Origin of the sequence: Gymnodinialimonas phycosphaerae, from assembly GCF_019195455.1 — a bacterium.
Classification (GTDB): Bacteria; Pseudomonadota; Alphaproteobacteria; order Rhodobacterales; family Rhodobacteraceae; genus Gymnodinialimonas; species Gymnodinialimonas phycosphaerae.
This window is the reverse complement of the sequence record NZ_JAIMBW010000001.1, coordinates 930,406-951,138: the sequence shown is the minus strand read 5'-3', so window position 1 is coordinate 951,138 and position 20,733 is coordinate 930,406. Positions and strand designations below refer to the sequence as shown.

The following is a 20,733-nucleotide window of genomic DNA, read 5'->3' as shown; positions in this document are numbered from 1 at the left end:
TGACGTGCAGATACGCGCGAATGGGTCCAACAACCGGGCCCCGACTTCCCGGATTCGCTTTGCCTGCTTGCGGCGGGGGTATCCCCGCCCTACATTTGCCCCGGACAGCGAAGGAACCGACCATGCCCATGCAAGCCTCCGAGATCGAACAGCTTTTGCGCGCCAGCTTTCCCAACGCCAAGATCGACGTCAGCGGCGATGACGGTGTGCATATGGCCGCCATGGTCGTGGACGAAAGCTTTCGCGGCAAGAACCGGGTGCAGCAACAGCGCGCCGTCTACGCGGCCCTGAAAGGCAAGATGGACGGCGCTGCCGGCGAATTGCACGCGCTGGCCCTGACCACGAAGGCCCCGGACTGATGCGGCGGGTAGGCGCCGCGCTTTGGCTAGCCCTGCTGGGTCCTTTCGCCCTTTTCCTCCGCCCCATGCGACCCCATCTCATCCCCGTGCGTATCTGCCGGACCGACCAAAGGAACACTCGCCATGAGCGCTGAAGATCAGATCAAGCAAACCATCACCACCAATGACGTGGTCCTGTTCATGAAGGGCACGAAATCCATGCCGCAATGCGGGTTCTCATCGCGCGTTGCGGGGGTTTTGAACTACATGGGCGTGGAATTCGCCGACGTGAACGTGTTGGCGGACGAGAACCTGCGCCAAGGGGTCAAGGATTTCTCTGACTGGCCGACAATCCCGCAGCTTTACGTGAAGGGCGAATTTGTCGGCGGTTGCGATATCATCACCGAGATGACGCTGTCGGGTGAGCTGGACACGTTGTTCTCGGAAAACGGCGTCACCTACGACAAGGACGCGGCAGACAAGATCCGCGAAGCAAACGCCTGAGAAGCAAACGCCTGAGGCGTGTCGCCCTCGCCTTCGGCTTGGGCGACCAACCGGGGGCTAGGCCCCCGGACCCCCAGAGTTTTCTGGGCAAGATGAAAGGAAGGCGCGGTCAGCGCGCTACCCTTTCTTGGTCTCGCCTTTTTTAACGTGCTTATTGAGCCGTGAGGGCGTTGATTTCTTGCGGTTCTTGTAGGGGTTATCCTCGGCCTGGCTGCGCATCCACAGACGGATCGGCGTGCCAGGCATGTTGAAGTCTTCGCGCAATCCATTGACGAGATAGCGCGAGTAGGCCTCGGGCAGGTTTTGCGGATGCGAACACATCACGACAAACCCCGGCGGCCGGGTTTTCACCTGGGTCATGTAGCGTAGTTTGATGCGCCGGCCGCCCGGTGCGGGGGGCGGATGCGCCTCGATCATCGCGGCCAGCCATTGGTTCAGGCGCGCGGTGGAAATACGGATATTCCACGTGGCGTGGATCTTCATGATCGCGGCGTGGAGTTTATCGAGGCCCTTGCCGGTCTTCGCCGAGACGGTCACAAGCGGCGCCCCGCGCAGCTGTGGCAGAAGCTTCTCGAACCCCACGCGCAGATCCTTGAGTTTCTGTTGCTTTTCAGGCTCCAGATCCCATTTGTTGACGGCGACGACCACGGCACGCCCCTCGCGTTCCGCAAGGTCGGCGATGCGCAGATCCTGGGATTCGAACGGGATGGCCGCGTCCAGCAGGACCACGACAACCTCGGCGAATTTCACCGCGCGCAGGCCGTCCGAGACGCTCAGCTTCTCCAGTTTCTCCTGCACCTTGGCGCGTTTGCGCATGCCTGCGGTGTCGAAAATCCGCATCGGCACATTGTCCCACGTGAACGGCAAGCCGATGGCATCGCGGGTGATGCCGGCTTCGGGGCCGGTTAGCAGGCGATCATCGCCGATGATCTGGTTGATCAGGGTGGACTTGCCCGCGTTGGGGCGACCGACAACGGCAATTTGCAAGGGTTTCGAGGGTGTTATGACGCGATCTTCATCTTCTACATCAACATCGGTCTCGGCCACTTCATCGGGCTCTGCGGCCTCGATCAGGGGGCGCAGGACTTGGGCCAGATCAGCCATGCCTTCGCCATGCTCGGCTGACAATGCCAGAGGTTCCCCTAGCCCCAGAGAGAACGCGTCCAGCAGGCCGGATTGCCCGGCGTTACCCTCTGCCTTGTTGGCCGCCAGCAGAACCGGGCGGCCCGACTTGCGCAGGATGTCGGCGAAGACTTCGTCGTTGGCGGTGACACCGGCGCGGGCATCGATCACGAAAAGCGTCGCATCCGCCATGGCCACGGCGCGTTCTGTCAGGCGGCGCATGCGGCCTTGCAGGCTGTCGTCATAGGCATCCTCAAGACCGGCGGTATCGACCACCGTGAAACGCAGGTCCGCCAGCTTCGCCGCGCCTTCGCGCAGGTCACGGGTCACGCCAGGCTGGTCATCGACCAGCGCCAGCCTGCGGCCCACGAGCCGGTTGAACAGCGTGGATTTTCCGACATTCGGACGGCCGACGATGGCAAGCGTGAAAGACATGGGGGCGCACCTTTGGATCAAGGCGCGGCTCTACGCCCCTTTGCGCGCCAATTCAAGCGGCGTCGCGCCAAGGGCGGCGTCTATAGTTTGCGCAGCGCGTTCTCCAGCGCGTTCGAGAAGGCCGAGCGGTCCCGGGCCGAGAACGGTCGCTGCCCGCCGATCCCCTGCCCGTCAAGGCCCGCCCGCAGATCGGCCATGATCGCGCGGGTCGCGACCTGCGTGCCGATCGAGTTCGCCGTGAACGCGTCTCCCTTGTGATTGAGGCACACGGCCCCTTTTGCAAGGCACCGCTCGGCCAGCAGGATATCGGCGGTGATCACCAGCGCGCCCGGCCCCGCGGCCTCGAAAATCACGTCATCGGCAGCATCGAAGGCATCGCCCGCCATGACCATGGTGATCAACGGATGATCGGGATGGCGCAGGTAGCTGGCCGCCACCAGCCGCACCGGGATCTTATGGCGGTAGGCGGCCTTGTAGACCTCTTCTTTCACCGGGCAGGCATCGCCGTCGATCAGGATCAGTCGCTCGGTTCTGGCGGGCCCCTCTGGGGCAACCCTAGTCAAAGTGGCCCTCCGGGAATGGAATTTCCAACGTTGCACCGCCTGCCTCGCGCAGCCGCAATGTGCCGGTCTGTAGCGTGATATCGGCCATCTCGGACCAGCCAGGCGGGCGCGGCAGGGACACCATGGCGTGGCGAATGACGTGACGCCCGCCAAGGACGATCACCGTGGGCACGCCCATGGCCGTCAGGCGATTGTCAGCGCAGGCCGCGCGCAGCCCCTCGCCGCCCATGGCACAGCCATCCTCGATCCCCAACACCCCCACATGGCGGCTGTTCCACGGCGGAAAATCCCGCGCGCCGTTGGAAACCCAAAGCATCGTGACAGGCAGCATCTGCGGGTCCTTCAAGACGATCAGCATGTCGTCTTCGGCATTACGCATCACGCAGGTCCACCCCAGCGCGCGGCCCCGCGCCTCGGCCAGGGTGCAGAAATCCTCGACCACGTTTCCGGCAGGATAGGTGCCCAGGTTCCACGTGCTGCCATCTTCGCAATCCAGATCAAGGTCGCCCCGTAACTGGTTGAGCGCCCACAGATTTGCGCCCGCGTGCTGCGCCACGGGATCGGTCAGGGCGGCACGTTTGGGGCTGAACGACAAGCGCCCGCCCTCGGCCATGCGTGTCATCGGGTGGTGGGCGAAAGTGACCTCGCCTGCGCCGCCCTCGATCACATGGGTTTGCAAGAGGCAGGGCCCGACAAGGCGGACCTCTTTGGTGACATGGGCACCAAGCACGCCGGTGCCAAGCGCGAACCGCGCGGTGGCAGCATCCTGGGCCACCAAATGCCACGGATCATTAGCGGTGGGCCCATGGATCGGGCCGTCGTGGACGTCATCGCGCCCGAACGGCATACAAAGGAAATCACCCGCCAGGCGCTTGTCGACCAGCGCCACGTCAGGGTCATCCTGGACCTCTGCCTCGTACCGCCACGGCGCCACATGCAGCGGCACCCGTCCCGCGACCTGCCAATGGGGGATATTGCCGACCGAGGGGTCAATCAACGCTTCCGCATCCCCGTGGGCGATGCGGACCCCCTGATCAATGGTGGGCGAGCCTCCGGTCATCGCGCCCCCGCCAAGGCCGCTAGCCCCGCCTGCAACACGCCCGCGTCACCGCCGCAGCCCAGGAAATTCACGCCCGCCGCCGTGACGCGGGCCTCCATCTCCGGCCCGCTCACGATGATGCCCGCCGATTTGCCGCCCGCCCGGATCTTTGCGATTCCGTCATCGATCACCTGCCACAATTCCGGGTTCATCAGATCATCGCGATATCCCATGTCGGCCCCCAGATCGGCGGGGCCGATGAACACGCCATCGACCCCCTCCGTGGCCACAATCGCCTCCAGATCGTCGATCGCTGCGCGGCTTTCGGCCTGCACCAGCACACAGATCTGGTCATTTGCCGTGGCGGGATAGTCCGACGTCGCCCCGAACGCGCCCGCACGCGCAACCATTGCGCCCATGCCCCGGGTGCCTTCGGGCGGGTAACGGCAGGCGCGCACCATGGCCCTCGCCTGCGCCGCTGAATTCACCATGGGAATCAGAACCGTCTGCACGCCCAGATCCAACACCTGCTTGATCACCCATTCCTCGGCCACGGGCACGCGCACCACGGCGGGCGTCGGCGTTGCCGCAAGTGCCACCAGTTGGGCGCGGATCGCCGTGGGGTCCCATGGCCCGTGCTCCCCATCCACAAGGCACCAATCAAACCCCGCACGCCCTGCCATTTCCGCCGTTACCGTACCGGGCAGGTTCAACCACAGCCCACGCTGCATCTCGCCGCGTGCAAGCGCGGCCTTGAGGGTGTTGATCGGGGCGGGCATGGGCGGCTCTCCTTCGCGCGCAACAAGTCTGTGCGTGCACTCGACCAAATCGGCCGCCCCGGCGCAAGGCCACCTGACGCGCAAAGCCGGGATCGCAACGGCCATTCAGCCCCGGTTTCGGCTTCCGTATCAGTCCTGTGAAAGGGCTCTTCCCCTTTGGCAAACGCACGGCTAATCTCTTCGCCATCAAGGGCAGTCAATGTCCACATCAGGGAGATATCTTATGAAGAAGTTTTTGCTGGCATCCGCCGCATCCATGGCACTGACCGGTTTCGCGGCAGCCGACGGCCACCAGGGCGACGTCACGCTTGGCGTGATCCTGGGCTTCACCGGCCCGATTGAATCCATCACGCCTGCCATGGGCGACGGGGCAGAGCTTGCGATGGCCGAAGTGACCGAAAGCGGCCTGCTGTTTGGCGGCGCGTCCGTCACCTCGATCCGCGCAGACAGCACCTGCGTTGACAGCTCCGCCGCCCAAGCCGCCGCCGAGCGTCTGATCACATCTGACGGTGTGCACGGCATCGTGGGTGCCGATTGCTCTGGCGTGACCGGCTCGATCCTTGCCAACGTCGCCGTCCCGAACGGCATGGTCATGATCTCGCCGTCCGCCACCTCGCCGGGTCTGTCGACCGCCGAGGACAACGGCCTGTTCTTCCGCACCGCGCCGTCTGACGCGCGCCAAGGCGTCGTGATGGCCGAGATCATCATGGAGCGCGGGATCGACACCGTTGCCCTGACCTACACCAACAACGACTATGGCCAGGGCCTGGCCGATGCCTTCTCTGCCGCGTTTGAAGCAGCAGGCGGCACCGTGACGCTGTCGGCGGCCCATGAAGACGGCCGCGCGGATTACTCGGCCGAGGTTGGCGCACTGGCCTCCGCCGGGGGCGACGCACTGGTTGTGGCGGGCTACGTGGACCAGGGCGGCTCTGGCGTGATCCAGGCCGCGCTCGACACGGGCGCGTTCGACACCTTCGTCTTCCCTGATGGCATGGTCTCCCAGGCGTTGGTCGACAACTTCGGCTCCGACATCGACGGGTCGTTCGGCCAGAACCCCGGCACCGACAGCGAAGGCGCAGGCCTCTACCAGGCGATGGCCGAGGAAGCGGGCTTTGACGGCACCTCGCCGTTCTCTGCGGAATCCTACGACGCCGCAGCCCTCATCATGCTCGCCATGGCCGCTGCGGAATCCCGCAACGCCGCCGACTACATGGGTGAAATCATGAACGTCGCCAACGCACCGGGCACCGAGATCCTGCCGGGCCAGCTTGGTATGGCGCTTGAGATGATCGCCAACGGTGAAGAGGTCGACTACGTCGGCGCCTCTGCCGTGGAACTCATCGGTGGCGGCGAATCTGCCGGTAACTACCGTGAGATCGAAATCTCGGGTGGGGAACTGACGGTCGCGGGCTACCGCTGATCGATCACCCATTGATATAGGTGCAGCCCGGTTATCACGCCGGGCTGTATCTTTTTTGCAAAGGCCGCGCCCATGATCGAAGTACACGACCTGCACAAACATTTTGGCGGCTTTCATGCCGTGGATGGCGCCAGCCTGCGGATCGAGACCGGGTCGATCACCGGCCTGATCGGCCCCAATGGCGCGGGCAAGACGACGCTGTTCAACGTCATCGCGGGCGTTCTGCCCCCCACCTCGGGCCGCGTCGTGATGGATGGCGAAGACATCACCGGCCTGCCGCCGCACGAGTTGTTCGGCAAGGGCCTGCTCCGCACCTTCCAGATCGCCCACGAATTCTCGTCCATGACCTGCCGCGAGAACCTGATGATGGTCCCGGAAGGCCAATCCGGCGAGTCGCTGTGGAACACCTGGTTTGGCCGCAAACGCATTGCCGATGAAGAACGCGCGCTGCGTGCAAAGGCCGATGAGGTCCTGGAGTTCCTGACGATCGAGCATCTGGCCGAGCAACCGGCGGGCATGGTCTCGGGCGGGCAGAAGAAGCTGCTGGAACTGGGCCGCACGATGATGGTCGACGCCAAGATCGTGTTCCTGGATGAGGTCGGCGCAGGCGTGAACCGCACGCTCCTGAACACCATCGGTGACGCGATCATCCGCCTCAACAAGGAACGCGGCTACACCTTCTGCGTGATCGAGCACGACATGGATTTCATCGGCCGCCTCTGCGACCCCGTGATCTGCATGGCCGAGGGCCACGTGCTGGCCGAAGGCACGCTGGACGAGATCAAGGCCAACGATCAAGTGATCGAGGCGTACCTGGGCACCGGCCTGAAGAACAAGGACCAGTTGGAAGAGGCGGGGGCATGACCGACAATCCTTACCAAAACGATCGCGGCAACAAGGACCGGTCGATCACGAAACCCGGTCCCGCCCCGATGGGCGATCCGATCCGCCCCGGCGGAAAGGCGATTGCCGTGGACGGTGATCATCCATTCCTGATCGGCGAGGCCATGACCGGCGGCTATGGCAAAGGCCCCGACATCCTCCACGAGTGCACCATCGCCGTGAACCCCGGTGAGATCGCCGTGATCGTCGGTCCCAACGGCGCGGGCAAATCGACCGCGATGAAAGCCGTTTTCGGGATGCTGAACCTGCGCGAAGGCCATGTGATGCTCGACGGGCAGGATATCTCTGCGCTGTCGCCTCAGGCCCGCGTGGCGGCGGGCATGGGGTTCGTGCCGCAGACCTCCAACATCTTCACCTCGATGACGGTCGAAGAAAACCTCGAAATGGGGGCCTTCATCCGCAAGGACGACTACCGCGCCACGATGGAGCAGGTGTTCGACCTCTTCCCGATCCTACGCGACAAGCGCGCCCAGGCCGCCGGAGAACTGAGCGGCGGGCAACGCCAGCAGGTCGCCGTGGGCCGCGCGCTGATGACCAAGCCCAAGGTCCTGATGCTGGATGAGCCCACCGCAGGCGTCTCGCCCATCGTCATGGACGAGCTCTTTGACCGGATCATCGAAGTGTCCCGCACCGGCATCCCGATCCTGATGGTGGAACAAAACGCCCGCCAAGCCCTTGAAATCGCGGACAAAGGCTATGTGCTGGTCCAGGGCCGCAATGCGTTCTCCGGCACCGGCAAGGAACTGCTGGCCGACCCGGAGGTCCGCAAAAGCTTCCTGGGGGGCTGACGCCATGGAAGCCGTCGCGGTCTTTCGGACGTGCCTCTTCGCTACCTTCTGCGCGCCGGACGGCGCCTGCACCGACCGGGCCCCGTTACCCGTGACGCTTGATTTTGGCATCGGCGATCAACCCATTCGCCTGTGGACCACACCGGGCGCCACAGGCCGGCCTGTGACCGCGGACATCATGCCGCCCCTTCCGACCGCGCGGTCCGAGCCGCTGCACCTCTTGGCCCGCTCCGCTACGGATGGCGCAGTGCTCTTGTCCCTGCGCGACGACCCGTCCGACGACATGATCACCTACGCGACCCTGCGCCTGCATCCCGACCGGCGCGGCGATCCGACAGGCGCCGACGCGCTGAAGTCGCAAGCCGTCTGCACGCAAAGTTTCGGCGCCCCGTGATGTCAGGGAATCAGACCTTCATTTCCTGCGCCACCGCAACCCTGCTGGCGACCACCGCAGCCCATGCCACGCTGGAGGAGACCGCGCCGCTGATCTATCGCGGCCTCTGCCAGATGACCGAAACCTGCACCGACACCGGGGCGTGCGGCACGACGCCTTCCTTGGGCGCGTTGCTTCTGGAAATCACACCGGACGGCACCCGAATGGGCCGCGATGACGCGGATCTGGCCGTGATCGAGCATTTCGCAACCCTCGCAGAAGGCCTCCTACCGCCGGAAGTCCCGGACTTCCGCCGCACCTTCCTGGTCGACCTGCCCGTTGACGCCCCTGCCCGCCGCTTTGCCGTCCACGTCCAGACCCGACACCCCGACACCGGCGCGCCGGTGTTGCGGCCGCAGTATTTCGTGCTCTCGTGCGAGGCCCTGTGAGGGCGCTGGCGCTGATCCTTGTCACGCTGCTGCCGGGCCAGGCCGGGGCCGTGGGCCTGGCCTGCACCTTCACCATGATTTGCAGTCCCCTCACCGATTGCCAGACCCACCCCGGCGTGCCCTTCCGCTTCGACGTCCTGTCGGGCGCCTACAGCTTCGTGTCGGATGGCGGGCTGATCTTCGGCACGCCGCTGTCGCACATCGCAGCCCCGGCCATTGCGGTGTTGTTCGAGAGCGGCGCCGACAGTACGATCCTGCTGACCGTCTCGGGCGGAGGAGAGGCCGTGATGACGCAACAGGATCTATCATCGGCGGGCGGCGTGCAGTCGGTCTCGTACTTCGGCACCTGCGAGCCTGACGCGTGAGGGCGCGGGCCGCCCCCCTTCGTGCCCTGCGCTGCACCGCGATCGCGGTGGTGGCGTTGTGTGAACCTCACCCCGCCACGACACCCTGGACACTGTCCCGATCGCACGAAACGTCGGGCCTGCGTCAGCCATTGGGAACGGAGACCCCTTGATGCGCCTTGCTGCCCCCCTGGCCCTTTTGCTCGCCCTGCCCCTCAGCGCCTTGCCCCGCAGCGGTCTGGCACAAGAGGCACCGGTCAACTGGACCTGTGTGCTTGATATCCTCTGCCCCGATGTGGGCGGCTGCCGCGACTGGGACCAGACAATCACGATTGTCGAAGGCGATGACGGCTGGCGCGTGACCTGGAACGACGATCTGCCCTCGGAATACCTGCTGATCGGGGACTATTTGCCCCCCGAAGACGCGGTCGAGCAGGTGCGTGTGCGCACGTTGATGTTCCTGAATGAGCGCGCGCAATCCTCGCAGATGGTGACCTTCGACAGTACGGGCCATGTGGTGGTGACAGGCCACCAGCCGCAAGCGGGCACGCGGGTGGTGACGGGTCTTGGCACGTGCGAGGTGGCGGAGTGATACGTGCCGCGGGCATGGTGTTGGTAAGCGCACTGGCGACACCGCAAGCGCGGGCCGATCTGCCGTCGCCGCTGTTTTGTATAACGACAGAGGTATGCCTAAGCGCCGATGCCTGCCGTCCCCATCGCCACGCCCCGCCGTTCGTGTTGCGACAAACCGAGGGGGAATGGACGATGGTCTACGCCCCGCGCGGCAACGACGTCTGGCTGATCGTGGCCGAGACGGTGGAAAGCGCCCTTGCAACCGCGCCGGAAGGCGCGCGGGTTACGGCGATCACCGCAGGCACGACATCGGATGGCCGGTTCATCCTGCACGAACATCTTCTGCAAGAAGACGGGGTAAGCACACGTTTCGCGCGCCATTGGTGCGAGACAAGCGATGGGGCCAGCTCTTGAAGCGCCACGTCAACCGCCACGTCCACCCCCTCCTCGCCCCCTTCATGGGGCTCCTCGCAGCTGCCCCGATGGCCGCCAACGCCGAGCCCTGGACCTGCCAGATGACCGTGCAATGCGAGAATATCGATTGCTTCGCCATCGACGACACCTATCAGATCATCGCCGCTGATCACGCAGGCGATCTGTTCCTGACCTCACCGGCGGGCGACCGTCCGGTGACGCGGCTCGACACCGGCAACGCCGCCACGGCCGCCTATGCCAGCGCCGGTCCCCATGCCATCGGAGAGCTGTTGACCATCGCCCAGGACGGCCAGGCCCTCATGTCGATCCACGGATCCGACGGCCCGGCGCGCACGATTACGGTTTTCGGCACCTGCGTGACACTTTGAGCACGATTTTCGGCCCCCATTGTGCCCTGTGCACGCGGCTTTTTCTGGTCAATCGCGCATTCGCGCGCTACCAAACACAAACGCAAGCGCCACCATAAGGCGCTGCATCTAAGGGGAGACTTGGCGTGGATTTTCTCAACGCTCTCGTGGCACTGACGAACTTCGTCATCGTGCCCGCCACAGCCTATGGCGCGCAACTGGCGCTTGGCGCGCTCGGCGTGACCTTGATCTATGGCATCTTGCGGTTCTCGAACTTCGCCCATGGCGACACCATGGCCTTCGGGACCATGGTCACGATCTTCGGCACGTGGGGCCTGCAAGCGGCGGGCGTCAGCTTCGGCCCCCTGCCCACCGCCCTTCTGGCCCTGCCCCTTGGGATCGCCGTCACCGCCCTTCTGATGATTGGCACGGACCGCGTCGTCTACCGCTTCTACCGCCAACAAAGGGCGAAACCGGTGATCTTCGTGATCGCGTCCCTTGGTGTCATGTTCATCATGAATGGCATTGTCCGCTTCTTCATCGGCGTCGATGATCAGCGCTTCGCCGATGGCGAGCGGTTCATCATCCGCGCCCGTGACTTCCGCGAGATGACGGGCCTCGACGAAGGCCTGGCCTTCCGCACGACGCAAGGGATCACGATTGTCGTCGCCATCATCGCCGTGGTCCTGCTGTTCTGGTTCCTCAACCGCACGCGGACCGGCAAATCCATGCGCGCCTTCTCGGATAACGAGGATCTGGCGCTGCTGTCGGGCATCAACCCCGACCGCGTGGTGCTGGTGACCTGGATCATTGTGGCGGCGCTGGCCACCACCGCAGGCGTCCTCTACGGCCTCGACAAGTCGTTCAAACCCTTCACCTACTTCCAGCTTCTGCTGCCCATCTTCGCCTCCGCCATCGTCGGCGGCCTTGGCAATCCGCTCGGCGCGATCCTCGGCGGCTTCCTCATCGCGTTTTCCGAGGTCGGCGTCACCTATGCCTTCCGCAAGGTCGTGGGCTACCTGGGGCCAGAGGATTGGCAACCCGAGGGCCTGCTGCAACTGCTGTCCACAGACTACAAATTCGCGGTCTCCTTCGGGATCCTGCTGATCGTGCTGCTGTTCAAACCCACCGGCATCATGAAGGGGAAATCGGTATGACCCAGACACAAACCGCCGCGGCCACCGCACCCGCACCCTCGCAAATGAACACCAAGAATATCCTGCTGTTCGCCCTTGTCGCTGTCCTTTTCCTCGGCACCGGGTTCATCCAGTCGTGGAACACGGCGCTGACCATCTTCAACATGGGCCTGATCTCCTGCATCATGGCGCTTGGCGTCAACATGCAATGGGGCTACGCGGGCCTGTTCAACGTCGGCGTCATGGGCTTCGTGGCCCTTGGCGGGCTCGCCACTGTCCTCATCTCGGTTGAGCCGGTGCCAGAGGCCTGGAGCGCGGGGGGCCTGCGCACCATCCTGGGCCTTATCCTCGGCGCGCTCACCATCGTGGGCGCCATCCTGCTGTGGGGGGCGATGCCCAAGGGACGCCTGCGCGGGATCGCGATGCTAATCGTGCTGCTGATCGGCTTCACCGTCTTTCGCCGCGTCTTCGACGTGGGCGTCGATGCGGTGGAATCCGTCAATCCCGCCTCCACCGGCTTTCTCGGCGGCCTTGGCCTGCCGATCCTTCTGGCCTGGCCCGTGGGGGGCCTGCTGGCCGCTGGCGTGGCCTGGATCATCGGAAAGACCGCCCTCGGCCTGCGCTCGGACTACCTGGCCATCGCAACCCTTGGCATCGCGGAAATCATCATCGCCATCCTCAAGAACGAGGACTGGCTGGCGCGCGGCGTGAAGAACGTCACCGGCATCGACCGCCCCGTCCCCTACGAGGTCGACCTGCAAGTGAACGAGGGCTTCCTGGGCCTGGTGGAGCGCTTCAACGCCGATCCCGTCACCGCCTCTACCATCACCGTCAAACTGCTTTACGCGGCGCTCTTCATCGTCGTCCTCGGCCTGCTGATCTGGCTGTCGGAAAAGGCCTGGAACTCCCCCTGGGGGCGCATGATGCGTGCGATCCGCGATAACGAGGTTTCGGCCTCCGCCATGGGCAAGGACGTCAAGAAGCGGCACCTGCAAATCTTCATCCTCGGCTCCGCCGTCTGCGGGGTGGCCGGCGCAATGATGACCACGCTCGACAGCCAGCTTGTCCCGGGCACCTACCAGCCCCTGCGCTTCACCTTCCTGATCTGGGTCATGGTGATCGTCGGCGGCTCCGGCAACAACTGGGGCGCGGTTCTGGGCGGTTTCCTGATCTGGTGGCTTTGGGTGCAGGTCGAACCGCTTGGCCTGTTGCTGATGCAGGGCCTGACAGCCAGCATGGCCGACGGCTACTGGCTGCGCGAGCACCTGCTGGATTCAGCGGCCCACATGCGGCTTCTGACCATGGGCCTGATCCTGCTGCTGGTCCTGCGGTTCAGCCCGCGCGGGTTAATCCCCGAGCGGTAGGTATGACTCGGCGCACCATGCGCCCCTCACGAGCGACCGCGCCCGTGACCAATCTAGGAAATGTCGGCTCTGCGGACAAAGCACCATTTCGCTGCGGCTGCGCCAAGGACTGGTTATAGTTCTTGGCGTTGATCACGCGATGTAGCGACTTCATGCAAGCCTGAGCCGCCGCCACATCAAAGAGGCCATTAGCGCAGACGAAATTGTGAATACGCCGACATAGCCAACTATCCCAATATTGCGGATGTCCATGTTCCCGGTTGATGCCCCCAAAAGCCCCGCCAACGCGAGAACTCCGCTCAGTATCAAAAGGACCCTGATCCACCATTCGAGACCCGTTCGTTCGAACGAAAGCCCGAGAAAGATTGCAAAGAAACCAAAGAAAAAGTCCCACGCCATAACATCAAGGACGTATGCCACAGAGTGCCATTCAAATGAAAATACGTGTTTCATGTCAACAAAGGCGGCTTCACGGCTGAGCAGCAGAATTGATGCGTGAACAGCTGTTGTGATGGTGGTTAGCATAGTAACGAAAACTATGGCGGCGAGCGCGTGATGTCTTCTTTGCGACTGGCAAATGGTATGGACGGCAATTGTCAAAATGACGAACGTGGGCATCATCATAATGATAAGCAATTCCATGATCGTAAAGAATGGATCGCTGATAGGATCGTTGGGGGTTTCTAGGGCCGACAGCCCCAGAGCCAAGATTATGGCGTAGGCACACTCTAGGATCACGACCAGTATGGCGGCTCCGAAACCCAGCCAAAGAACAGGAGTTGTTGCGCTGGTCGATACTGACATTTTCGCACCTCTGGAAAGGGTCCTTCGTTCCCAGAAAAACCGAGTACATGCATCCAACGGATCGGCATTGATCTTGCTCAATGCATCATTGTGGCTCAGCTACCAAGATTGCCTGACTGATTTGTTAAAACGCGGAGTCCCGGAGAGCGGCCATTCGAATGACACGCAGCATCCGGTACTCTGGGCTCAATCCAGCCATGCGCTGCACCATTCTTGCAGCGCGCCATACAAATGGATGAGACGTCCGCCCCCCCCCTGCCCGCCGCCTCATCGGGGTGTCGGCTCCACAGTCAGCACAATCATCACCACCGCCAGCGCCACAACCACCAACGCGGCAAGGATCGCCAGCATCAGACCCAGCCCCAGCCCCCTACGCTCGAACGTGAGGGTGCAATCCTGATCCGGCGTCACGTGGATCAGGAAATCCACGTCGCCAAAGCCCTTCTCAATCGCGTTGTGGGCGCACAGGGGAAGGGTCTCGTGGGTCCAGTGGAACCAGTGCCAGCGATCGACCTCGATGGTGCCTGTGACCTCGCCTTGTGGGGCAGTCGCGGTGAAGGTGATGGTGCTGGGGATCGAGCTGGAAAACAGCCGAAAGACCTGAGCGCGCGTGCCCGCAGCAATGGTGTGTGTCTTGCCCATGTCCCGCGATGATATCGCGCAAGGGACGTGATGCCTAATTCTTTGGAACAGGGCTTAACAAAAAGTAAACGCGCCAAGGGAAATGGCGCGTTTTCAAATGTTTAGGGTGTGTGCTCAAGCTTGAGCAGACGCACTCATCGTCCCTCGAACACCGCGGGCCGCTTCTCCAGAAACGCCACCACGCCCTCCTTGAAATCGCGGGATTTGCCGCACTGCCCCTGTAGCTGCCCCTCCAGCAAAAGCTGCTCTTGAAGCGAATTGCCAGTGCTCGCCCGCATCACCTGTTTGATCCGCTTGAACGCCTCGCTTGGCCCCGTCGCGAGGTGAGTGGCGCGGACCCGCCACAGGGCCTCGAAGTCCTCATCAGGAGCCATCTCCCAGATCATGCCCCAGTCCGCAGCCTGCGCCGCCGTGATCTTCTCGGCAAACAGCGCTGCCCCCATCGCCCGTTGCAGGCCAATCGTGCGCGGCAAGGCCCAGGTCCCGCCCGCATCCGGGATCAACCCGATACGCGAGAACGCCTGGATGAACGAGGCACTTTCCGCCGCGATCACGATATCACAGACCAGCGCCAGGTTTGCCCCCGCCCCCGCCGCCGTGCCGTTGACGGCGGCGATGACCGGGACCGGGCAATCGACGATCGCATTGAGCATGGGAACATATTCGTCTCGCAACGTCCGCTCCAGGTTCAGGTTGCCCGCATTGGCCCGGTCGCCCAGATCCTGACCCGAGCAAAACGCCCGCCCCGTCCCGGTCAGCACAACGACCCGCGCGCTGGACGCCGCCGCACTCACCGCGTGGGTGATCTCGGCGCGCATCTGGGTGTTGAGTGCATTCATCACCTCCGGGCGATTAAGGGTGATGATGGCCATGCCATCATGGGTCTCGGCGGTGATCGTGTCATAGTTCATGGGCTAGCCTCCCTAGGGTTGCGGGGACCATAGCAAACCGGGCGGCACACAAAAGCCCAAACGCGGCGTCAGTCAGGCCTTCGGGTCATCCGCTGGCTCGGCGGACAGAATACTGTCTAGCCGCGCCTGCTCTTCCGGGCTAAGCCCGTCTTCCCCGCTGGCCTGCGCGCGGGCGCGTTGGCGCACATAGCTGAGCGATAGTCCAACACCCGCCAGCAGCAGCAAGGGACCAGCCAGCCAGAGGGCGATGGTGGAGCCGTTGAACGTTGGGCGCAGCAGGACGTATTCGCCGTAGCGGGCCACGATGTAGGCGATGGTTTCCGCATCCGTATCGCCCGCCACCAGACGCTCGCGCACCAAAAGGCGCAGGTCACGGGCCAGGTCGGCGTTGCTTTCATCGATGCTCTCGTTGCGGCACACAAGGCAGCGCAGGCCCGAGGATATGTCGCGCGCGCGCTCCTCCAGGACCGGGTCGTCCAATACCTCATCGGGCTGAACCGCCAGCGATGGCGTCGCCAGAGTGACCGCTGCGAGGAGCGTAGCGAGGAGGAGCCGCCTCATTCCGCGGGCACTCCGCCAGCAACAGGCCGTTGCTTGGCCGCCCCAGCCGCCATGCGGTAGCGGCGGTCGCTAAGGCTCAGGAACCCACCAAGGGCCATGATGATCGTGCCGCCCCAGACCCAGTTGGCAAAGGGCTTGATCCACGTCCGAAGCGCCCATCCGCCGTTCTGCTGCGGATCCCCCAGCGTGATGTAGACGTCCCGCGTCATTCCGCCGTCAATGCCTGCCTCGGTCGTGGGCATGCCCGCGACGGGGTAGATCCGACGCTCGGGCGAAAGCGTTGCGATCTCGGCCCCGGTATCGGGATCACGCACCATGACCGACGCGATCGTGCTGAGGTAGTTCGGCCCCCGGACGTTCTCTTCCACGCCCAACAACTCTACCTCATAGGCGCCGACCTGATAGGGCTCGCCCACCTGTGCCACGCGAATATCCTCGATCTGGTAGCCGGTCAGGGTCACCACACCGAACATCGTCACGCCGACGCCCGCGTGGGCGATGGATTTGCCCCAATCAGCGCGAGGCAGCCGGGTCAGGCGAGCAAGGCGTCCGCCGATGGCGCCACGCCCGGTACGCGTCCACAGGTCCGTCGCCGCGCCCGCCACCAGCCAGACCGAAAGGCCCACGCCCAAAGGCGCAATGGCCGTGCGGCCCGTATACATCGCCCAGGCCAGAAGCCCCACGGCGAGGGCCAGAACGGCCGCAGGCATCAGCGCCCGAAGCGGCCGATCCAGCTTTGCCCTTTTCCAGGGCAGCATCGCCGCCACGGGCAAGACCACCGACAGGGCGAACACGAAGGGCGTGAAGGCCGCATCGAAGAACGGCGGGCCCACCGAGAGCGTGCGGTCAAAGAACATCTCGGCGATCAGGGGCCAGATCGTGCCGATGAAGACCACAAAGCACGACACCGCCAGAAGCAGGTTGTTGACCACCAGACCGCTTTCGCGGCTGACGGTGGAGAAGACGCCCTTGGCCTCCATCGTGCCGGCGCGGAAGGCGAACAGCACGAGCGCACCGCCCATGAAGACCGCAAGGATCATCAGGATGAAAACGCCCCTCTCGGGATCATTGGCGAAGGCATGGACCGAGGTCAGCACGCCCGAGCGCACGATGAAAGTCCCGATCAGCGAGAAGCCGAAGGCAAGGATGGCCAGAAGGATGGTCCAGCTTTTCAAGCTTTCGCGCTTTTCCACCACGATGGCCGAATGCAGCAACGCCGCCGAGATGAGCCAGGGCATGAAGCTTGCGTTCTCCACCGGGTCCCAGAACCAGAAGCCGCCCCAGCCAAGCTCATAATAGGCCCACCAGGACCCAAGGCCGATGCCGATGGTCAGGAAAATCCAGGCCGCCAGCGTCCAGGGCCGCACCCAACGGCCCCAGGCGGCATCCACGCGCCCTTCGATCAGGGCGGCGACGGCGAAGGAGAAGGCCATGGAGAGGCCCACGTAGCCCAGGTACAGGAACGGCGGATGGAACGCGAGGCCGGGGTCCTGCAACAGCGGGTTCAAGTCCTGCCCGTTGAACGGCGGCGAAGCCAGGCGCAGGAACGGGTTCGACGTGAAGAGGATGAAGGCGAAGAACGCCACGGCGACCGAGGATTGCACCGCAAGCACGCGGGCGCGCAGCGTTGGCGGCAAGCCCTTGCCGAACCAGGCGGCACAGGCGCCAAACAGCGTCAGGATCACCACCCAAAGCAGCAGGGACCCCTCATGATTGCCCCAAACGCCCGAAATCTTGTAGAGCAGCGGCTTGTCGGTATGGGAGTTCGCCACCACAAGGCTGAGCGAGAAATCCGAGGTCACGAAAGCATAGGTCAGAGCGCCGAAGGACGCGGCGGCCAGAATGAATTGGGCGCTGGCCGCAGGCTCGGCGGTGGCCATCCACGCGGCATTGCCGCGCGCGGCACCGACCATGGGCACGATCATCTGAAAGACCGCCACCGTGAAGGCGAGGATCAGGGCGAAATGTCCGAGTTCTACTATCATGGGAGAGAGTGTAGGCTGCCAACGCGAGGGTTTCCAGAGAGCAAGCGATAGGATGCGACGTCATGGCGGATCCTGACGATGATGTGACCGGAGCGAACGCGGCAGAAATCGCGGGGCTCAAATTGGAAATGCGCGCCTAACGCCCCCGGAACAGCCCCCCCAGAATGCCGCGCACGACCGCCCTGCCCGATTGCGTGCCCATCTGGCGCGCGAAGCTTTTGGCGAAGGCCGTGCCGACGCTGTCGGAGCGCGAGCTGCGGCGCCGCGCGGGCTTGGAGGTGGAGCGGCTGACGCCCCCGCCGGTATAGCGGCGCCCGGCGCGGAACTCACGCTCAGGCGCTTCGGCCTGTTCTTCCAGCGCTTCGGCCCTTTCCGCCTCCCGTGCGGCCTCGGCGGCGCGTGCCTGCAACATCTCGTAAGCGCTGTTGCGGTCCTCGACGGTGTCGTACTTGCCCGCCACGGGCGACATGCCCATCAGGGCCGCGCGCGTGGCATCCGTGATGGGGCCAAGTTGCGACGACGGCGGCCGGATTAGCGTGCGTTGCGCCACGCCGGGGATCCCCTTGCGCTCTAGCAGCGAGGTCACCGCCTCGCCAACGCCGACCTCGCGGATCGCGTCTTCGATGTCAAAATCAGGGTTGTCGCGGTAGTTTTGCGCCGCCTGTTGCAGCGCGCGGCGGTCCTTTGCGGTGAAGGCGCGGAGCGCATGCTGCACGCGGTTGCCAAGCTGGCCCAGGATATCCTCGGGCACATCGGCAGGGTTCTGGGTGATGAAATAAACGCCGACCCCCTTGGAGCGGATCAGGCGCGCCACCTGCTCGACCTTGTCGACCAGGGCCTTTGGGGCATCTTCGAACAGCAGATGCGCCTCGTCGAAGAAAAAGACCAGCTTGGGTTTATCGGGGTCGCCGACCTCGGGCAGGGACTCGAATAGCTCCGACAGCATCCACAGAAGGAAGGTGGCGTAGAGGCGCGGGGATTGCATCAGTTTGTCGGCGGCGATGATATTGATGCGCCCTGCCCCCTGTTCGTCCGTCAGGAAGAGGTCTTCCAGGTCGAGCGCCGGTTCGCCGAAGAAACCGGCCCCACCCTCGTTCTCCAACACCAGAAGGCGGCGCTGGATCGCACCGACGGACGCGCTGGAGACGTTGCCGTATTGCAGGGACAGGGTCTTGCGGTTCTCCCCCACCCAGACCAGCAGCGCTTGCAAGTCCTTGAGATCGAGGATCGGCCATTCCTCTTCATCGGCGACGCGGAAGGCGATATTCAACACGCCTTCCTGGGCGTCCGACAATTCCAGCAGGCGCGACAGCAGAAGCGGCCCCATCTCGGCTACCGTGGTGCGTACGGGGTGGCCTTGTTGGCCGAAAAGATCCCAGAAGGTGACTGGGAACGCGCGATACACGTAGTCGGTGAAGTTGATCCTGGTGGCCCGTTCGGTGAACGCCCCATGGAGCTTGAACGACTCGGTCCCGGCCTGGGCCAGGCCCGAGAGGTCGCCCTTGACGTCCGAGAGCACCACCGGCACGCCCATGGCCGAGAAGCTTTCGGCCAGGATCTGCAGCGTCACCGTCTTGCCTGTGCCCGTAGCGCCCGCGATCAGCCCGTGGCGGTTCGCGTAGTCGGGGCGTAGGACCTGAGCCAACCCGTAGTCCGGCCCGCCGCCGCCCACGAAAATCCCGCTTTCACCTTGTTCCGCCATAACTCTCGTGTCCCCGGTTGTAGTTTTTCTTCGCGGAACAATACATTTTTAACCTTTACGCGCCAGAGTGAGTTCATCACCGCGCCACATGGCCGGTGTTGACTTCCTCCCTGTCAACTGGCCGCGCCGCACTGGCGCGGTTTTTTTTGGCCAAATGGTCAAGGAATACAGGGGGCATTCACTTTTGCATCTGGCATGAAATGGACTGTTGACGGCTCGGCAACCGTCGCTTAACGTCTGCTCCATAAGTCGGCCAGTCCGACAGGGAGAGACAATAGAAAAGGGTCCGTACTACGGGCCCTTTCGCCTTTTTGGCCCCCCTCTGCTTCGCTACCGCACGCCCGCCGCACGCCCGCCGCTCCTTCATAACATGCCGCGCGACCGCATCCGCAAGCTGTTGCCGATGCCAGGCCCGCCGTCACATTTTGCGCCTGACAGACCCGCCCCGCTCGTGATAGCCAGCGTGCCAATGGCCCGGATGTTAACGGGCCGAGCAGTCTGACGTTTGAAAAGGAAGCGCATCGTATGACGTTCTTTAAGCCGCTCGTAATTGGTCTTGTCGCAAGTCTTGCCTTGCCGAGCCTCGCCGCCGCACAGGCAGAGCCACTGGTCCTTCCGAACCGCTCGGAAGTGGAACCCGGAGAGCCCTATGTCTCGGAAATCTTCCGCGACTGGCAGGTGCGCTGCATCCGATCCGAGCAAGACGAGATCCCCGACCGTTGCGAAATGTTCCAACTGCTGGAAGAGGAAAACGGCAACCCGGTCGCAGAGTTCCGCATCGCGGCCCCGGTGATCGACGATGGCGAAACCGTTGCCAACGCGACGATCCTGACCCCGCTGGACACATTGCTGAGCCCGGGCCTTCAGATCCGCATCGATGATGCAGAGCCCGCCGTTGTTCCCTACGCCTTCTGTCGCCCCATCGGCTGCTTCGTGCAGCTCTCGCTGACCGCCGAAAACCTCGCGCAGTTCGAGAACGGAGCCGACACGCAGGTCGTGCTATTCGCACTGGTGCGCGACGAATTGGGCCAGATGGGCGGCTCTGCGGTGCCCACGACGGCCTCTTTGCGGGGCTTCACGGCGGCCTTCGACTCGTTGGAAGAACGCATGGTCGAAATTCGCGCCTTCATCGCCGCGCAGCAAGAGGGTGCCGGCGCGGAAGAAGCGCCAGAAGAAGAAGCGCCAGAGGAAGAAGCAACCGAATAAGCGCTAAGCC

General features: G+C 63.9%; 24 protein-coding genes. 14 read left to right on the top strand and 10 right to left on the bottom strand.

The annotated features are described in order from the left end of the window. The first annotated feature begins 122 nt into the window (after positions 1 to 122). Together KUL25_RS04720 and grxD are read left to right on the top strand one after the other, a co-directional pair. A complete protein-coding gene (locus tag KUL25_RS04720) occupies positions 123 to 359 on the top strand; it encodes a BolA/IbaG family iron-sulfur metabolism protein (RefSeq protein WP_068354915.1) in 237 nt (78 codons plus the stop codon). A 123-nt stretch (positions 360 to 482) separates the two neighbouring features. Beyond that, the gene (grxD, locus tag KUL25_RS04715) at positions 483 to 842 is read left to right on the top strand and encodes a Grx4 family monothiol glutaredoxin (RefSeq protein WP_068354917.1); all 360 of its coding nucleotides are present in this window, start codon (positions 483 to 485) and stop codon (positions 840 to 842) included. Positions 843 to 959: 117 nt separating this feature from the next. Here grxD and der read toward each other — a convergent pair whose 3' ends face one another. The 4 genes from der to KUL25_RS04695 form a co-directional block, all read right to left on the bottom strand. Beyond that, a complete protein-coding gene (gene der / locus KUL25_RS04710; RefSeq protein WP_257891879.1) occupies positions 960 to 2,399 on the bottom strand; it encodes a ribosome biogenesis GTPase Der in 1,440 nt (479 codons plus the stop codon). A gap of 80 nt (positions 2,400 to 2,479) precedes the next feature. Then, the gene (locus KUL25_RS04705; RefSeq protein WP_068354920.1) at positions 2,480 to 2,962 is read right to left on the bottom strand and encodes a YaiI/YqxD family protein; all 483 of its coding nucleotides are present in this window, start codon (positions 2,960 to 2,962) and stop codon (positions 2,480 to 2,482) included. Further along, positions 2,955 to 4,022, bottom strand: coding sequence for a hypothetical protein (locus tag KUL25_RS04700; protein WP_257891878.1), 1,068 nt, complete (start codon positions 4,020 to 4,022; stop codon positions 2,955 to 2,957). Before KUL25_RS04700 ends, KUL25_RS04705 begins: the two co-directional genes overlap by 8 nt. Continuing rightward, positions 4,019 to 4,780 (bottom strand): HpcH/HpaI aldolase family protein, encoded by a 762-nt coding sequence (locus tag KUL25_RS04695; protein WP_257891877.1) that lies wholly within the window; start codon positions 4,778 to 4,780, stop codon positions 4,019 to 4,021. The genes KUL25_RS04700 and KUL25_RS04695 overlap by 4 nt, the downstream gene beginning before the upstream one ends. 223 nt (positions 4,781 to 5,003) lie before the next feature. On the opposite strand from KUL25_RS04695, the gene KUL25_RS04690 reads away from it, so the two are divergent. The 11 genes from KUL25_RS04690 to KUL25_RS04640 all read left to right on the top strand — a co-directional run bounded on the left by KUL25_RS04690 (position 5,004) and on the right by KUL25_RS04640 (position 12,912). Continuing rightward, on the top strand, positions 5,004 to 6,200 hold the full coding sequence (locus tag KUL25_RS04690; protein WP_257891876.1) for an ABC transporter substrate-binding protein: 1,197 nt from the start codon (positions 5,004 to 5,006) through the stop codon (positions 6,198 to 6,200). 72 nt (positions 6,201 to 6,272) lie between these two features. Beyond that, positions 6,273 to 7,064 (top strand): ABC transporter ATP-binding protein, encoded by a 792-nt coding sequence (locus tag KUL25_RS04685; RefSeq protein WP_257891875.1) that lies wholly within the window; start codon positions 6,273 to 6,275, stop codon positions 7,062 to 7,064. Then, a complete protein-coding gene (locus KUL25_RS04680; protein ID WP_257891874.1) occupies positions 7,061 to 7,891 on the top strand; it encodes an ABC transporter ATP-binding protein in 831 nt (276 codons plus the stop codon). The genes KUL25_RS04685 and KUL25_RS04680 overlap by 4 nt, the downstream gene beginning before the upstream one ends. A gap of 4 nt (positions 7,892 to 7,895) precedes the next feature. Continuing rightward, the gene (locus KUL25_RS04675; protein ID WP_257891873.1) at positions 7,896 to 8,285 is read left to right on the top strand and encodes a hypothetical protein; all 390 of its coding nucleotides are present in this window, start codon (positions 7,896 to 7,898) and stop codon (positions 8,283 to 8,285) included. Next, complete coding sequence (locus KUL25_RS04670) at positions 8,285 to 8,713, top strand: hypothetical protein (protein WP_257891872.1); 429 nt, start codon at positions 8,285 to 8,287, stop codon at positions 8,711 to 8,713. The genes KUL25_RS04675 and KUL25_RS04670 overlap by 1 nt, the downstream gene beginning before the upstream one ends. Beyond that, the gene (locus KUL25_RS04665; protein WP_257891871.1) at positions 8,710 to 9,078 is read left to right on the top strand and encodes a hypothetical protein; all 369 of its coding nucleotides are present in this window, start codon (positions 8,710 to 8,712) and stop codon (positions 9,076 to 9,078) included. The genes KUL25_RS04670 and KUL25_RS04665 overlap by 4 nt, the downstream gene beginning before the upstream one ends. A gap of 151 nt (positions 9,079 to 9,229) precedes the next feature. Further along, complete coding sequence (locus tag KUL25_RS04660) at positions 9,230 to 9,649, top strand: hypothetical protein (RefSeq protein WP_257891870.1); 420 nt, start codon at positions 9,230 to 9,232, stop codon at positions 9,647 to 9,649. Next, positions 9,646 to 10,044 carry a hypothetical protein gene (locus KUL25_RS04655; protein WP_257891869.1) on the top strand — a complete coding sequence of 133 codons (399 nt, stop codon included), beginning with the start codon at positions 9,646 to 9,648 and terminating at the stop codon, positions 10,042 to 10,044. Before KUL25_RS04660 ends, KUL25_RS04655 begins: the two co-directional genes overlap by 4 nt. Further along, positions 10,041 to 10,433 (top strand): hypothetical protein, encoded by a 393-nt coding sequence (locus KUL25_RS04650; RefSeq protein WP_257891868.1) that lies wholly within the window; start codon positions 10,041 to 10,043, stop codon positions 10,431 to 10,433. The genes KUL25_RS04655 and KUL25_RS04650 overlap by 4 nt, the downstream gene beginning before the upstream one ends. A 125-nt stretch (positions 10,434 to 10,558) precedes the next feature. Further along, the gene (locus KUL25_RS04645) at positions 10,559 to 11,569 is read left to right on the top strand and encodes a branched-chain amino acid ABC transporter permease (protein ID WP_068354937.1); all 1,011 of its coding nucleotides are present in this window, start codon (positions 10,559 to 10,561) and stop codon (positions 11,567 to 11,569) included. Beyond that, positions 11,566 to 12,912, top strand: coding sequence for a branched-chain amino acid ABC transporter permease (locus tag KUL25_RS04640; protein ID WP_427854392.1), 1,347 nt, complete (start codon positions 11,566 to 11,568; stop codon positions 12,910 to 12,912). Before KUL25_RS04645 ends, KUL25_RS04640 begins: the two co-directional genes overlap by 4 nt. Before the next feature lie 150 nt (positions 12,913 to 13,062). Here the strand turns inward: KUL25_RS04640 and KUL25_RS04635 are convergent, their stop codons facing one another. From KUL25_RS04635 to KUL25_RS04610, 6 genes are all read right to left on the bottom strand, one after another. Beyond that, positions 13,063 to 13,716, bottom strand: a complete 654-nt coding sequence (locus tag KUL25_RS04635) for a hypothetical protein (protein WP_257891867.1) — start codon at positions 13,714 to 13,716, stop codon at positions 13,063 to 13,065. A gap of 267 nt (positions 13,717 to 13,983) precedes the next feature. Then, positions 13,984 to 14,358 carry a hypothetical protein gene (locus KUL25_RS04630; RefSeq protein ID WP_257891866.1) on the bottom strand — a complete coding sequence of 125 codons (375 nt, stop codon included), beginning with the start codon at positions 14,356 to 14,358 and terminating at the stop codon, positions 13,984 to 13,986. A gap of 134 nt (positions 14,359 to 14,492) precedes the next feature. Beyond that, positions 14,493 to 15,269 (bottom strand): enoyl-CoA hydratase-related protein, encoded by a 777-nt coding sequence (locus tag KUL25_RS04625; RefSeq protein WP_257891865.1) that lies wholly within the window; start codon positions 15,267 to 15,269, stop codon positions 14,493 to 14,495. A 72-nt stretch (positions 15,270 to 15,341) separates the two neighbouring features. Continuing rightward, complete coding sequence (locus KUL25_RS04620) at positions 15,342 to 15,830, bottom strand: cytochrome c-type biogenesis protein (RefSeq protein WP_257891864.1); 489 nt, start codon at positions 15,828 to 15,830, stop codon at positions 15,342 to 15,344. After that, a complete protein-coding gene (locus KUL25_RS04615; protein WP_257891863.1) occupies positions 15,827 to 17,815 on the bottom strand; it encodes a heme lyase CcmF/NrfE family subunit in 1,989 nt (662 codons plus the stop codon). The genes KUL25_RS04620 and KUL25_RS04615 overlap by 4 nt, the downstream gene beginning before the upstream one ends. A 136-nt stretch (positions 17,816 to 17,951) precedes the next feature. Then, a complete protein-coding gene (locus tag KUL25_RS04610; RefSeq protein WP_257891862.1) occupies positions 17,952 to 19,517 on the bottom strand; it encodes a DUF853 domain-containing protein in 1,566 nt (521 codons plus the stop codon). Positions 19,518 to 20,042: 525 nt separating this feature from the next. Here KUL25_RS04610 and KUL25_RS04605 point away from each other — a divergent pair. Continuing rightward, positions 20,043 to 20,723 carry an invasion associated locus B family protein gene (locus KUL25_RS04605; RefSeq protein ID WP_257891861.1) on the top strand — a complete coding sequence of 227 codons (681 nt, stop codon included), beginning with the start codon at positions 20,043 to 20,045 and terminating at the stop codon, positions 20,721 to 20,723. The last annotated feature ends 10 nt before the right edge of the window (positions 20,724 to 20,733 follow it).